Genomic DNA, 15,206 nt, shown 5'->3' on the forward strand with positions numbered 1-15,206 from the left:
AAAGGTGCGATCGCTTTAGTGGTAAAAAAAGAATTTTCTTTTTGATTTTCTGCCATAATAGTTATTAAATATTTTATATTTTAAAATTATATTTGAACTTAATGAAAATTATAAATTACTGTGAGATAGTTGTGGTTGAAGATGGAGAAAACCGGTGATTTCTAAATTATTTTCATTGATATTTAATTGCAAAAGTCTCATAGTAATACCTGATTTTTCTAAATTGCGGAGATTCAACTGAGTATTTATGTTATCAGCAAATCCTTGTAGTAGCTTAGATGATAGTCGTCTATTATTTAATGTTCCTTGAATATCATTAATTTTCAGCGTATGACCTTTAATTAACTGTAAACTAAATTCTAGGTTAACATTTAATAATTCTTCTGTTCGAGTAGGAAATTTTAATTTTGTATCAATGGCAATACGATTATTGGGCAATAAATTGAAAGTAAGGGAAATAATTTGAAATTGTGACTCTTGAGAATTACCACCAACTTTAGCAATAATCGATTCTGCTTGGGGAGATTTAATCAAGTTATTTAGATCATTTTCGGTTAAAATAAGACGATAACCCATGTTTAAAGGGGATTTTAAGGATTTTTGCCAATTATCTAACTTTATGTGCCTAATTTCTGGCAAATTTAACTTAACCGAATCCGTTTCCAATTCTAACAATTCTATCCGAATATTTGGCTGTGGTTGCCACTGTTTGAGACTAATTTGAAGAGAATCAACTTCTCCTTTCAGTAGTTGATGAGTAGGAATACTATTAACTCTTATCTTTACATTTTCAACATTTTCAGATGTATTACTAATTACATTGATTAAAGAATTATTAAGGATTAATCCAAAAGGTGATAAGAGAGACATTATAATGGTATTAAAGATCACAAAAATTTCCATATCCCATACATTATTACTAACAAGTTATTTTTCAAGATAAATTTAGATTCAAAAGTCAATTCTCTTATTAACTATAACACGGAATAAATCTTAATTAAAGGGAGTAAATTCGTTGATTATAAATTTTCAAAAATATTTTTAATTTAAACCTAAACATAATATGACTGCCCATGTAACTATTAAGGAAAAGATTGATAAAGGAGTTAAAATATTAAATGAAAAAAAAAACTCATGTCTTATTTATATCGTTGATGATCAACCTTTGAATTTAGATTTAGTTAGTATTTTTTTGAATAATCAAGGTTTTAATATTTTAACAGAAACAGACATTACTAAAGCCATACCAGAAATAGGAAGAATTTGTCCCGACTTAATTTTGTTAGACGTTTTGATGCCTATTTTAAACGGTTTTGATGCTTGTTATTTATTAAAATCTTCTCCTAAAACAAAAGATATTCCTATTATTTTTCTTACTGCTAGTCAAGAAGAACATCATTTAATACAAGCATACAAATTAGGTGCTTCTGATTATGTCACAAAACCTTTTAAAAAACCAGAGTTATTAATCAGGGTGGCTACACAGTTAATCTTAAAAAATCAAACCAAGCGTATTCTTGAATTAACAGAAGAAATTAAAATTCTCAAAAATGCCAAAAACAGCAAAAAAAATGATTAAGACTCTCAAATAAAGGTAATGGAATCTATCTGTTTGGGATTGGATAAATGAAATTGGGAGAGATTTACTTCAAACGCAAAAAGTTTAGTTTTTCTCTTTAAAATAGCTATATAGCAATCTTATGTGAGTTGTGAGATTTTTAGAGGCGTTAGCTATCAGCTATCAGCTTTGACGGTATAGTAAGATTTACAGATTTATTTTTTAATCTTTAATTCTTGACGAATGATTTAAAATAGCTATATTTTAGCGGAAATAATTTTTGATTTCAAACCATTTTTTGCGTAAACTCCAAAATTTACTACTTTCCATGGCTGTGATTGTCTCTTGGTATTCACTTATAACTTTTTTTGCTTCTAAAAGTTTTTCTTCAGTCTTATTAAGTTTTTTCTCGGTAGTTTGTAATTCTTTTTCCATAGAGTATAAGGCTAAATTTGTGTAAATTTTTTCAAAATATTTCCCTTTATTATCCATAGTAGTTGAAGAAGAAAATACAGCAGATTGTTTTTGATTTATAGATAAACTATTCATTAATTCTTGGTATAATTTTTGATAATTATTAGCCTGAATTGATAATTCATAATTGTTGATAATTATTTCTCTTGATTTTTTACCCATACTTTCACATAATGGTCTATCATTAATTAGTTGTATAATTTTAGCACTCATTAATTGAATATTATTATAAGGTACAATCATCCCTGAAATTTCATCTTCAATTAAATCAGGGATTCCTCCTATATTAAAAGCAATAACTGGAGTGCTACAGCTCATAGATTCTAACATTGTATTAGGAAAATTATCTTCTAAAGAAGGAAGAATAAAAACATCTGCTGCCGAATAAATTAAACTTAATTTTTCATCAGATTTAATATTACCTAAAGAAATTACTTCTATTCCTCCTAACCCTTTAAATGCCTCATTTAGTTCACCAAAACAACAAATTTTTAAACGATTATTATTAATTAACTCTGAAAATTGATGATTATTTTGGCATATTTTTAAACTATTAATTAATTCGATAAATCCTTTTCTCTTTTCTTTGCCTATAACTGCACCTACTAATAAAATAATGTCATCAGAATTAAGATTTAAAATTTTTTTTGCTTCTTTTTTATTCAAGGGTTTAAAAACATGAGTATTTAAAGAATAAGGTATAACTTCAATTCTGTTATGACGAAAAACTTGGCTTTTTTTTGCACATTCAGCTAACCATTGACTGGGGGTAACTATAACTAAATTAGGATGATTAAAAAATTCTATTTTTTCTTGTAAAAGATGATGCGGTAATTGAAAAATATCTTCAGAAAGTTGAAGACAATTCAAACAATTATTTTCATAACCTTGACATCCTGCTGTATAGTGACAACCTCCTGTAAACGGCCACATATCATGAAGTGTCCAAACTACAGGTTTCCCTAAATCCAGTAAATTTTTAATAGTTAAAGGTGAGAGAAAACCACTGGTTATCCAATGTAAATTAAGAATATCACTATTAATAATTGACGGTAATTTGTTAACATTAACACCAGAGTAACCTAAAGAAAATAAAGTATTAGAAATAGAAGTTCTATTATTATTAATATAATGATTTTGAATATAATTACAATAAATAGAATCAAGATTATTTTCGGATTGATGAGGTTTATATTCTAAAACATGATTATCGGAAGATGTTTTATATAAACTCAATATTTGCGATTCTTCTCCTATTTTTAATAAACCTTCATGTAATCTATAAGTTGCTCTAGCTGCACCTCCTGCAATATCAAAAGTACTTAAATGTGTTATTTTCATTTATATTTAGGGGTTGCGTCAAAAAAGTGGGAAGGGAATGGAGGATGAGGTGACTCTTAAGACTAGGTGACTCTTAAGATTAGGTGACTAGAAGACTCTTACAGCGCTTTTCAATTTGGTAAACCACACCCTCAAATTGTGGGCAGTGCATCGCCCTACCTTTATAATAAGAATTGTGGTTCATTGATCTGAAAACTGCTGTAAGATGAGAAGACTAGAAGACTAGAAGACTCTTAAGACTAGCTGACAGGTTGACTTTTTGCTTTTTTATTCCTCATTCCTCATTCCTCATTTCTCATTTCTCATTTCTCATTCCTCATCAACAGGTAAGCCAAAGGTTTTTTTTACTTTAAACCATTTTTGCCGTAAACTCCAAAATTTACTAGTTTCCATAGCGGCAATTCTTTCGTTAGCTTCTTTTAATCGATTTTCTAATTCTTGTATTTTATTTTTATTATTTTCGTATCTTAATTCATCAAAATAACTAACTTGTGGGAGACTATTCTCATCAGAAGAGTTATTTTCTAATTGATAAACATGATTTTCACATTTTTGTAACTGTTTTATCGTTTTTTGTAACTGCCATTGTAAGTTAGACATTTGTGAGGGTAAATCTTGCAGTTGTTGCACTGCTGTCATTAACATATATATTTGTCTTTTTGTCCATTTTTCAGGAGGAATTTTCGCTAAAAACTGACGTAAGGAGTATTTCGCTTTAGCTGACATTTCCTGATTTATGGAATACTCGACGGTGACAAAGTATTCATATAAAGGATAGGGATAGTAAACTATCTTTTCTCCCGTAACAATGGCGGCGGTGATTATTTCCCAATTCTGGCTATCAATGTCTTTGTCTTCTGTATAGGGAAATTTATTTAATAATGCACGGGAAAATAAACAACATTCTCCCCCATAAACATTTCCTTTCATCATCGTGGGCAATGTTCCTCCACTATAACTAACAATGCGATCGACGGCTCCAATTTCTTTTTGTGCGCTGGTGACAATAGAAGCATTAGCATTAATAGCAGTTTCGATAAATTTTTCGATGCTTTGAGGAAAAAATGTGACTTGAGGATTAAAAGACAAGAAAAAATCTCCCCCAGAAATTTCTAAAAGATGATTCTTAATTGCACCGATACCTTTAGTTTTTTCATGGGCAATAAATTTAAAATTAGGAAACAAAGATTGTGCATGAATAAATAAATCTTTACTATCAGAATCTTGAGAATTATCATCAATAATAAGAACATCTAAATAAGGATAAGTTTGAGCTTCAATGCTACTAAGACAATCTACTAAATATTTTCCTTGATTTTGAGAAATTATTGCTAAAGTTACTTTATTTTTTGGTTTTTCAATAGTTTTTATTTCCGCAAAAGCCTTGTCAATATAAGCTATTTTTTCTGCTAATAATTTTTGATTAAGATTTTCTAAAGTGCTTTTTTCGGCAACTTTTGGAGTGAGAGGATAATCGGTTAATGCTTCTTCTAATTTTTCCGTTAAAGAATCAGCATCTTTTGGTTTAAACCAGTATAATCCTTCCGTGCGTTGTACTAATTGTAATGTTTCTCGAAACCCCCCCGTATCTGATACCACCAAACTTACAGGTAATTGTCCCATTTCTAGCGCTGTATTGGGGAAATTTTCTTGAGGGCTAGTTAAGCATACTATAGCATGATCTAATTTCCTAATATATTCGATCGCCTGCTGACTATAAAAATTGCCGATTATTTCGTAACTAATAGTATCATTTAATTCTTGTTGAATATATTGTTCACTATTAAGATGTTTTAATTCTGCTGAATATAAAGGTACAACTTTTCCCATGAAAATAATATTAATTTTTTCTTGCCATTTTTTCGGTAAAACCTTAACAGCAGAGATAAAAGTACATAAACCTTTTCTTTCTTCTAAACGTCCAAAAAAAACTAAAGAAATTAGCTCTTTTTTTTCAAAATTTAAAGATTCTTGTGACATAATTTTAAGATAATTTTTGTGCAAATAAAGTTAACTAATTAATAAATTTTCTACTATAGATAAATCAGTATCAGGTTGATAAACGGTAGTTTGTTTTACCTAGTGTAACTCTTTTTTTGCTTGTTCCATATCTCCCATATGAATATATAACATTATTTTAGCCGCCATAATATTCGCCTTAGCCGGAAAAGGTACAATACTAGAGGAATAGTCAAAGGCTTGATTAATTTCTGAAGGAGAAAAATCGCTGAAATCATAAGTTTTGGTTAAAAATTCATCAGGAATGCTCTTAATATATTTAAACATAACCGAACCTTTTGGCACATAGATGATAGGCTCAAAATATTCTTTAAAACGATACATAATTAAATGAATCCAACTGCAACGATAATGACAAAAATCTTGATGGTGAATCACAGAGATATTAGGAATTAAAGAAGGGAAAAACTTCTTAAGAATATAATTAGTTAAATTCCATTTTTTCATGGCATCAATAACTAAAAATTCGATAGGTTTATCTTTATTCCAACTCATAGTCATTAAATCCCCTTCATAAACTTTTATTTTATCTTCATAGGGGTTGATTTGTGCTAAAAAACTATCTAAAAAACTATCTTCATTTTGATATTTATTTTCTAAATCAGTGCCGATAACTTCTAAATTCATCCATGATTTCCACCGAAATAAATCATAAGCATGAATTTTTATATCTGTTGAATTAACCTGCTTATTATTATTTAAACCTAAAATTAAAGGTAAAGTTAACGAACCTAACCAACAACCTAAATCAACAATTTCACCTTGTCCAGTATAATCGTTTTCAGCATAATATTTTACATAAGATCTTTCTTCTTGACTTGTCATTCCTAACAAGTTATATTTAGCTAATTCTTGATCAACTTTATCATAAGTTAAGATAGGTTGAATCGGGACAAAATAAGGACGATTATGGGCATGATTCGTTTGCCAACCGTAGGATTCAACTTTATTTTTTAAGAAAAAAGAAGGGAAAAAAGCTAAATCAACATTCTCATAAGCAACTTGCTCTCGATGACAAGATTGATTAAACCAATCCTCTTTATTGATACTATCATTAGCCTCAAAAACCCATTCAAAACAACCATGAATAGTGATATTTGTCAAGGAATTTTTCCCTAACAAATTCGCTTTTTTTGCTTGAATAGTATCATAGCCAAATCCATTAACATCAGGAAATTCTATATAAATTTTACTATCTTTAAAAGTATTAGAAAAACCTTGACTATAAAGCCAACTTCCCACACTTTGATATTTAAAATAGTAATCTTTCTTAGCTTGATTTAAAATAAATTTATGTTCTTGTGTTAAATTTAAAACATCCTCAACTTCTGAAATAGAAAAAATATGTTTTAATGCCCGAATATGAGATTTTCCCTCATATTTTTCATCACTTTGACAAAGAATTAAAATTACAGCCCAACCAGCTTGAGCTAACTTTTGACTTAAGCTAGTATAATAAGTACCAATACCACCATTACGAGAAAATCCTTCATACTCATTACTAATTAAAACAGCAATTTTAGAATAATCTTCCTCCTTAAATTGTTGTAAAACTTTATTCTTAAAACTTATCTTATTTTTCTTATTTAAGTCAATATTATTCATTATTAAATATAATTATATTATAGGTTAGTAGTAAAGGCTAAAGCCTTAATCTCTCTCCGATTCAAATAAAAGAATTTAATTACCAGTATATCCTTCAGAATTAGAGGAAAAAATGATTTATTTTGCAACATTTACCCAACTAAACTAAGATTAGAATTATCAGGATAAAGTAACATTAATTGATAAATCTCCAAAGAAATTAAACCATAAGTTTGTCCATGTTTATCAGAAAATTCTACCTCAAATGCTTTTAATTCAGGATAAATTTCTACTATAGTTCTTACTTGCCCTTTTCGTAAAATTATTTTTTTTTAATATAGAAAAAAATCTTTGTGTGTCTTACTCCAATTTGATCTCAATCAATCTAATTTTTTACTTGAAAGAGCGTGAGGTAACAAGGGGTTTAAGCCCCTTACCTTGTTAAGAATTAATCAAAAATGTAAATTAAATGCGTCGAGTGCTTATGACTTGGGATTAATTAACTAGAGACGATTAAATCTACAGCACTAATTAATTCTTCTTTAGAACAAGGTTTGACTAAATAAGCCTTTACGCCTTGTTTTTTTGCCCAAATTCGATCAACATCTTTATCTTTAGCTGTACAAGCAATGACAGGAATAGTTGCTGTTTCCGAATTTTTTTTGAGTTGCCGACATAAATCTAAACCGCTCATTTCGGGCATCATCCAATCAGTAATAATAAGATCGGGTTTATGTTCTGAAATTTTGACTAATGCTTCTTTTGCGTTTGTAGCGGTAGCAACGGTATAGCCAACAGAAGTTAAATATTCACTGATTAAGTCTAATTGTGACTTTAAATCATCGACTACTAAAATGTTCATAAATGTTCTTAAATTTGCACATTTTTTAAAGTTAATCATAACCTATTTCTGGGAAAATCGATGCAACTTTTTTCAGAATTTGTCCAATTCAAAAAGTGTCTATTTATTAAACCAAAGAAAAAAACTGATTACTATAATCATCATATAAAATTTATTTTAGATGTTTATTAATCATGGGAAAAGAGAATTTTAATCAAAGTCATAGTAGTGCATGGGTTATTCAAACTTGGTTGTCTTTTATCTTGTCTATTGGTGCGACTTCCATCGGGATAATTTATTTACCAGTGGATATATGGATTAAAGGTTATATGGGTATGGGATTACTTTTTTCCATCGGCTCAACAGTTAGTCTTACAAAAACTCAAAGAGATCTTCATGAATCTAGTCGAATTATTGCTAAACTTGAAGAAGCTAAAGTCGAGAGAATTTTAGCCGAACATAATCAGATTAATTAAAAAAGATTAATTGCTAATTATTAATTGTAAATTATGGACTTTCTTCGGGGTTTTTTTCTAAAGAAGGATAGGTAATTAAGGGAGGGTTTAAACCAAAAATTGATTTGAGTTTTATCCATGCCCAATTGTGCCACCAACCAACGATACCGTTAGGTAAAATTGTTACTACTATTAAGAATAAAGCTCCTTGAAAAAAGAGCCAAATATCTGGAAATTGTTCACTTAAAAAACTTTGTCCTAATCTTACTAATAATGTGCCGATAATTGCTCCTAATAAAGTTGCTCTACCGCCAACGGCAACCCATATCACCATCTCAATAGAGAAAGCTACTTCCATAATGCTAGGGGTAATAATAGCTGTTTGCACTGTATATAATGCCCCTGAAATTCCAGCGATCGCTCCCGAAACAGCAAAAACTAAAACTTTAAACCAAGTAGGATCATATCCGGAAAATCTTACCCTATTTTCATCATCTCGAATAGCAATTAACAATTTGCCAAATCTGCCACTAGTTAACCAACGACAAAGAAGGTAAGATAAGAGTAAAAAAATAATGGTAAATTGATAAAAAACTACTTGAGTAGAAGGGGCACTGATGAGAAAGCCAAAGAGAGTTTCTTTATCAACTTTTAAACCATTTGTACCGTTAATTAATTTTTGTTGTCCATTGAAAAAATTATAAAATACAATTAATGCGGCTTGAGTTAAGATGGAAAAATATACCCCTTTAATACGATTACGGAAGACTAAATATCCCAATAAACCTGCTACAATAGCAGGAATAATAAAGATGGCAATAAAAGTAAAAGGAAAAGAGTGAAAAGGTTGCCAAAAGAAAGGTAACTCTGTAACTCCATAGAGATTAAAAAATTCGGGTAATTCTCCTGAAGGTATTTGTAGTTTAACGTGCATCATAAAGGCGTAACCTCCTAGGGCAAAGAAAATTCCATGGCCTAAACTAAGTAATCCTGTGTAACCCCAAATCAAATCAATTCCAAGGCCGACAATAGCTAAAGCTAAAAATCTTCCTAATAATTGTAATCTAAAGGGACTAACTATTAAAGGTAAAATTATCACGAAAAGAATTAGTATAGCGATGATTACACCTATTTCGATGAAGAATTGTTGTTTTTTATTTTGCCTAATTTGAGCAAGGGTATTATTTACCATTGTATAGTTACCATTTAATGACTAAAATTCACAATTTATGCACCATATTATCAATAAACTAAGATCGCTATTTAGTAGTTTTCAATACAAAAAGAGGAATTATAGCTATTCTATAGAGAAAAAAGCTATGATTAATTTAACTTCATGTCGAAAGATGAGAAGAATCAGAAATAAGTATTTTATGATTAATAATTTATCTTAAATCAGAACAAAAAAATATTACAGTTAATAAAATTAATTTAGTTATAAATAAATATTATCAAGATTAATAAATAAATTTCTACAATATATTTCGGATTTTTTTGATATACTTTTAAGTGGAAAAAGGCATGAATGAATGGCAATGGCAAGAAGAAGACTGGGAAATTACAATTCTCGATTTTGCTCATTTGCAAGGAGAAATTAATTATAAACAAGCAAAAGAATCTTTAAAAAATTTAATACTGAATATTGATTTAAAAGAAGAGGAAAAACAAGGCTTAGAAACTGATATTGAATATTTAAGCCAAATGTTGCAAAAATTAGAAAATTCTGTTATCCAAATTGCTGCTTTTGGCATGGTTGGCAGGGGAAAATCTAGTGTTTTAAATGCCTTAGTGGGGCAGGAAATTTTTGTTACTGGTCCTTTACATGGTGTCACTCGTGAAAAAGAGCAAACAAATTGGCATTTAAAAAAGGAAAATATCGGCGATAGTCAACAAAAAGTGCAACGTTTAATTAAAGCGGTAGAAAATGTGCAAATTCAATTAATTGATACTCCGGGTATTGATGAAATAGATGGAGAAACTAGAGAAATTCTTGCCCATCAAATTGCGACTCAAGTTGATTTAATTTTATTCATCATTGCCGGTGATATTACCAGAGTTGAATATCAAGCCCTATGCCAGTTACGGGAAGTAGGAAAACCAATATTATTAGTCTTCAATAAAATTGATCAATATCCTGATGCTGATCGTTACGAAATTTATTCTACCATAAGGGATATTCGAGTGAGAGAGTTATTGTCTCCAGATGAAATTGTGATGGTTGCGTCTTCTCCTTTAATTGTTACCAGTGTTAAAGATAAGCAAGGGAAAATTAGTATTACTCGTCAACGGGGAAAACCTGAAATTCAAGATTTACAAGTCAAAATTTTACAAATTCTCCACCAAGAAGGAAAATCTTTGGTTGCTTTGAATACTATGTTATTTACAGGAGAAATTCACGAAAAATTAGTACAACAAAAACTTATTTGTCGGGAAGCCGAAGCCGAAAAAATTATTCAAAAAACTGTCATGACAAAAGCTACTGCCATCGCTTTTAATCCTGTTACCGCTTTTGATTTATTTACTGGTGCAATTATTGATGTTGCCATGATTTTAACTCTTTCTCATGTTTATGGTATTTCCATGACTCAACAAAGTGCCGTCAAACTATTGCAAAAAATCGCTATAAGTTTAGGAGGAATTACTGCTAGTGATATATTAGTAACTTTTGGTTTAAGTTCTCTGAAAGGCTTGTTAGGATTAGCTACTCCCGTGTCTGGCGGTTTAAGCGTAGTTCCTTTTCTGTCTGTGGCTATTACACAAGGAGCGATCGCTGGAGTATCTACATATGCTATCGGACAAGTGACAAAAGTTTATCTTGCTAACGGTGCATCTTGGGGAGAAAGTGGTCCTTTAGCAGTAGTAGAAAAGATCATTAATTCTTTAGATGAGACTTCAATTTTAAACCGGATTAAATGGGAGTTAAAAGCGAAAATTAAAAAATAGATCTCTTGCAAAATTGAGTTGACACAAAAATAGAGGGTCATAATTTGTTATTATAAGCGATCGCACCAAAAAAAAGATAAGATTGGCTTATGAAAATAAAAAAAATAGAAAAACTGTCACCACATCATCAAAAATATATTGCTTATTTTAGTTTTGCAAGAGGTCTATTCTTCCCACAGAAAAGGCAACCACTTATCCATATTTTCGGTTTTTAAGTCTAAAGTGTTAGCCGTAATTAAGTTTTCTATGGTTTGGGTTATTTGTTGTGGTCGTGCTAAAAATGTTTTAACATTATCTAAGATTCGATCGCTATTTTGAGTCATTAACTGATACGCCAGATTATTGACTGCTTTTTGACTAAACCAGAGAGAAACACTACTGACAGAAGTAGCAGTAATTAGTACTGGTAATAAGAAAGAAACTGATAAAATAGTTTTTAAGGAAAAACCCATAGATTAATAAGTCAAAACTGAAGTGTAGCAATCCTAAATGAATAGGCAATGGGTAATAGGCAATGGTAAAATCTTCATTCTAAATTCTAAATTCTAAATTTTAAATTCTAAATTCTTTACCTTTGATTATGATAGCTTCCTGATTAATTGAGCAGATTCTACTTATGCCTTATGCCACAAAAGTGATGATGGCATTTACTAATCCTTCAAGAGTGTATTCTTTAGCTTCAATATCAACTCTTTTTAACAATTCTTGACAAGTAAGGGAAGTTTGTGGTCCAATAGAGGCGATAGTAACGTCTTTTAAGAGAGAATGAATATTAAGATGAGGATGATCGATAATAGCTTTAGTGACTAAATCATAAAAGTTTTTAACGGTTTTAGAACTGGCAAAGGTAATAATACTAATAACTTCATTTCTGATAGCATCCCAAGCCGTTTCATCGATAAAATCTGGACATCCTGACTGATAAGCTGGTATTTCTGTTATTTTTGCGCCTTTTTGACTTAATTCTTGCACTAAAATTTCCCTACCACCGCTTTCGACTCTCGGAAATAATATTTTTTGTTGTGATAATTTTTCAGGAAAATTTTTGACTAAAGAGTCAGCAATAAAATCAGGGGGAATAAAATCGGCTTTTAAATCATATTGTTGTAAATATTGCTCAGTTGTCGTGCCGACTACGGCAATTTTTATGGTATGTAAGTCATTTTTATCTTTCCCTAGATGATATAATCTTTGAAAAAAATATTCTACTCCATTAGCTGATGTTAAGATTAACCAGTCATATTCTGTCAAATTGGCGATCGCCTGATCTAATTTTTGCCAAGTTGAAGGAGGTTTAATCACTAAAGCGGGAAACTCTAAAACAATACCACCTTTTGTTTCCAACATTTCTCGAAATTGACTGTTAGCAGAAGCCGCACGAGTTACTAAAATAGTTTCTCCTGCTAGAGGATAAGATTTTTTATAGTTAATCATTTTGTCAGTTGATTTTTAACAATTACTCATTACTAATTATTAACGACTTTACTGATAACGATGATACAAGGAGATAAAGAAATATTAAGGGTTTTTTTTAAAATATTATCTAACCTTCCTTTCCATACTTGTTGTTGATTAGTGCCACCATCTTTAATAATGACAATGGGAAAATCTGGCGATCGACCATATAATTGTAACTTTTCGATGATAATTGACAAATTCTTAGCGCCCATTAAAATAACTAAAGTATCAACTTGACTAAGAATTGACCAATTTAAACTATCAGGATCATGTCCAGTGACAATAGTTACACAACGACTATCATTTTTTTCCGTTAGCATAATATTAGCCAATAAAGGTACAGCTAGAGCCGAAGAAATACCGGGTATAATTTCAATATCAGCATTAATAATTTGTAAAGCCTTTAATTCTGGATTAATCCGCCCAAAAACACCGCAATCACCACTTTTAAGACGAATAACCTTATCATATTGTTGAGTATAGGTAACTAATAACTCATTAATAGTTTCTTGGGATGTACTAATTTTCCCTCCTCTTTTACCGACACAAATCTTAATACATTGAGGAGAAGTTAAATCTAAAATTTGAGTATCAACTAAAGCATCATAAATAATAACCTCAGCTTCAGAGATAATTTTAAAGGCTTTTACTGTAAGATAATCAACACCACCAATCCCAGCACCAACAAAATATACTGTCATAATTTATTTTTGAATCTTGCACATCACTCTAAGTAATGAGTAAGTAGGTAAACTAAATTAATACTGCATCTTACTTTTTTCAAATCCATAATAACAAGGAGTTTAAACCCCTGCCTTGCATTATTATTGCCTATATACAATTAATTTTGTCTAGGCACTTAATATTTAGATTTTGCACATTTATTTAAAACCCACTTTAAAATAAATTTTACTTTTTACCACAGATAATCTTTATTAAAATGAACTATTAACTTTAGATTATATGACTTTTTTGTTCAATTTATTGAACGCTGATTTTTAGCTTTAAAATTTATTTCAGGGGGGTTTATCCTCTGTATTTCTCATACCAAATTTCTAATACCTAACACCCTTTTATGTTTACTGGATTAATACAAGGCATCGGCAAGATAAAATCTTTAGGAAATAATTTATTTGCCATTAATATTCACCAAAAAAATCAAGCAATTATTTGTCAAGATTTAGCCATTGGTGATAGTGTCGCTGTTGACGGAATTTGTTTAACTGTCGAAAAAATTTTCGACTCAGGTTTTATTGCCACTGCATCCCCTGAAACTTTACAACGCACAACTTTAGCTAAAAATATCCAAAAAGAAAAGAATGTTAATCTGGAAACTTCTTTAAGAGTAGGTAGTAAAATTGGTGGACATTTTGTTAGTGGTCATGTAGATGGTATAGGATGTTTAGTAGAATCAGTAAATTGTCAACAATCATGGGAAATGATTTTTACTGCACCAGAGGAATTAAAAAACCAATGGCAAACCTATGTTTCTCCTTATATCTTTTCTAAAGCTAGTATTGCCGTTAATGGTATTAGCTTGACGATCGCTGATTGTGATATAAATGGTAATTGGTTTAAAGTAGCGGTAATTCCCCATAGCTATAGCGAAACTAATTTGTCTCAACTTCAAGCAGGAGATTGGGTTAATTTAGAAAGCGATATTTTAGGTAAGTATGTAGATAGATTAATCAGTCATCGTTTTGGCAAACAACCTATTCAAGAAGATATTACTTTAGATTTTTTAGCACAAAACGGCTATTAATTAGACATCTCCAATAATTATTGAAACACGTTGATTAATTGACGATAAAATATCCTATTTTGATAATTTCAATACTTAAATTAATTTAATTTTTAATTTCTGGAGAAGTCTATTGATCATAATTAATATTACTTATTTCATTCTTAAATAAATTATGTCCTATTCTCTCATCAATCAATATCGTCGAGATTTAGAAACCAGAAAACGTTATGGTGGTGGTAGTCACAATGAAAGCTCTATTAGATATGCTTTTGCTACTCTGTTAAATGGTTATTGTAAGCCCAAAGATTTTTTATTGGTAGAGGAGTTAACTATTAATAGTAGATTAAATAAATCCATACGCCTTGATGGTATTGTTAAAGATGCTTTAAGACTGGATTGGGGATATTGGGAAGCTAAAGACGAAAAGGATAGTTTAGATGCTGAAATTGAAGCAAAATTTAAGAAAGGCTATCCTACCGACAATATTTTATTTGAGGATAGCAAAACTGCTGTCTTAATCCAAAATGGCACAGAATCTCTACGGATTAACCTAGAGGATGATGACGCTTTGGATGCTTTACTTAACCAATTTTTAGACTATGAAAGGGCAGAAGTTAAAGATTTTCGTCAGGCGATCGCCAATTTTAGTCAAGATTTACCCACTATAATAGATAGTCTCAGAAAACTGATTGATAGTCAAGATCTCCTAGACTCAGATATATCATCAGGCAGGGGGCTTAAGCCCATTGTTACCAACTCTGGAAAACCCATTGTTACCAATTCTGGAGG

General features: G+C 30.3%; 14 protein-coding genes and 1 pseudogene. 5 read left to right on the forward strand and 10 right to left on the reverse strand.

Going from position 1 to position 15,206, the window contains the following annotated elements:
* Positions 1-108: 108 nt before the first annotated feature.
* Positions 109-870 (reverse strand): DUF2993 domain-containing protein, encoded by a 762-nt coding sequence (locus tag FWJ34_RS11925; RefSeq protein ID WP_308255545.1) that lies wholly within the window; start codon positions 868-870, stop codon positions 109-111.
* Positions 871-1,063: 193 nt separating this feature from the next.
* Here FWJ34_RS11925 and FWJ34_RS11930 point away from each other — a divergent pair, with 193 nt between their 5' ends.
* Entirely contained in the window at positions 1,064-1,579 is a 516-nt protein-coding gene (locus tag FWJ34_RS11930; protein WP_308255546.1) for a response regulator, read from the forward strand.
* 243 nt (positions 1,580-1,822) lie between these two features.
* Here FWJ34_RS11930 and FWJ34_RS11935 read toward each other — a convergent pair whose 3' ends face one another.
* From FWJ34_RS11935 to FWJ34_RS11955, 5 genes are all read right to left on the reverse strand, one after another.
* Positions 1,823-3,373 carry a glycosyltransferase family 4 protein gene (locus FWJ34_RS11935; protein ID WP_308255547.1) on the reverse strand — a complete coding sequence of 517 codons (1,551 nt, stop codon included), beginning with the start codon at positions 3,371-3,373 and terminating at the stop codon, positions 1,823-1,825.
* A gap of 309 nt (positions 3,374-3,682) precedes the next feature.
* Positions 3,683-5,353 carry a glycosyltransferase gene (locus tag FWJ34_RS11940; protein WP_308255548.1) on the reverse strand — a complete coding sequence of 557 codons (1,671 nt, stop codon included), beginning with the start codon at positions 5,351-5,353 and terminating at the stop codon, positions 3,683-3,685.
* 99 nt (positions 5,354-5,452) lie between these two features.
* Positions 5,453-6,997, reverse strand: a complete 1,545-nt coding sequence (locus FWJ34_RS11945; protein ID WP_308255549.1) for a hypothetical protein — start codon at positions 6,995-6,997, stop codon at positions 5,453-5,455.
* A gap of 131 nt (positions 6,998-7,128) precedes the next feature.
* Positions 7,129-7,302 (reverse strand): DUF4926 domain-containing protein, encoded by a 174-nt coding sequence (locus tag FWJ34_RS11950; RefSeq protein ID WP_308255558.1) that lies wholly within the window; start codon positions 7,300-7,302, stop codon positions 7,129-7,131.
* 173 nt (positions 7,303-7,475) lie between these two features.
* Positions 7,476-7,838, reverse strand: coding sequence for a response regulator (locus FWJ34_RS11955; protein ID WP_308255550.1), 363 nt, complete (start codon positions 7,836-7,838; stop codon positions 7,476-7,478).
* A gap of 173 nt (positions 7,839-8,011) precedes the next feature.
* Between FWJ34_RS11955 and FWJ34_RS11960 the strand changes: the two genes are divergently transcribed.
* Entirely contained in the window at positions 8,012-8,293 is a 282-nt protein-coding gene (locus FWJ34_RS11960) for a YiaA/YiaB family inner membrane protein (RefSeq protein WP_308255551.1), read from the forward strand.
* Between the two features lie 31 nt (positions 8,294-8,324).
* On the opposite strand, the gene urtC is transcribed toward FWJ34_RS11960, so the two are convergent.
* Positions 8,325-9,464, reverse strand: a complete 1,140-nt coding sequence (urtC, locus tag FWJ34_RS11965; RefSeq protein WP_308255552.1) for an urea ABC transporter permease subunit UrtC — start codon at positions 9,462-9,464, stop codon at positions 8,325-8,327.
* 329 nt (positions 9,465-9,793) lie between these two features.
* Between urtC and FWJ34_RS11970 the strand changes: the two genes are divergently transcribed.
* Positions 9,794-11,215, forward strand: coding sequence for a GTP-binding protein (locus tag FWJ34_RS11970; protein ID WP_308255553.1), 1,422 nt, complete (start codon positions 9,794-9,796; stop codon positions 11,213-11,215).
* Positions 11,216-11,379: 164 nt separating this feature from the next.
* Here the strand turns inward: FWJ34_RS11970 and FWJ34_RS11975 are convergent, their stop codons facing one another.
* From FWJ34_RS11975 to cobA, 3 genes are all read right to left on the reverse strand, one after another.
* Positions 11,380-11,667: a hypothetical protein gene (locus tag FWJ34_RS11975; RefSeq protein ID WP_308255554.1), complete on the reverse strand. Its 288-nt coding sequence runs from the start codon at positions 11,665-11,667 to the stop codon at positions 11,380-11,382.
* Between the two features lie 169 nt (positions 11,668-11,836).
* On the reverse strand, positions 11,837-12,649 hold the full coding sequence (locus tag FWJ34_RS11980; RefSeq protein ID WP_308255555.1) for a uroporphyrinogen-III synthase: 813 nt from the start codon (positions 12,647-12,649) through the stop codon (positions 11,837-11,839).
* Between the two features lie 32 nt (positions 12,650-12,681).
* Positions 12,682-13,374 carry a uroporphyrinogen-III C-methyltransferase gene (gene cobA, locus FWJ34_RS11985; RefSeq protein WP_308255556.1) on the reverse strand — a complete coding sequence of 231 codons (693 nt, stop codon included), beginning with the start codon at positions 13,372-13,374 and terminating at the stop codon, positions 12,682-12,684.
* A gap of 374 nt (positions 13,375-13,748) precedes the next feature.
* Between cobA and FWJ34_RS11990 the strand changes: the two genes are divergently transcribed.
* Positions 13,749-14,435: a riboflavin synthase gene (locus FWJ34_RS11990; protein ID WP_308255557.1), complete on the forward strand. Its 687-nt coding sequence runs from the start codon at positions 13,749-13,751 to the stop codon at positions 14,433-14,435.
* Positions 14,436-14,589: 154 nt separating this feature from the next.
* A pseudogene (locus FWJ34_RS11995) lies at positions 14,590-15,206 on the forward strand (DNA methyltransferase); the annotation flags it as partial.

The organism is Geminocystis sp. GBBB08, assembly GCF_016743215.1.
In the GTDB taxonomy this organism is placed as follows: Bacteria; Cyanobacteriota; Cyanobacteriia; order Cyanobacteriales; family Cyanobacteriaceae; genus Geminocystis.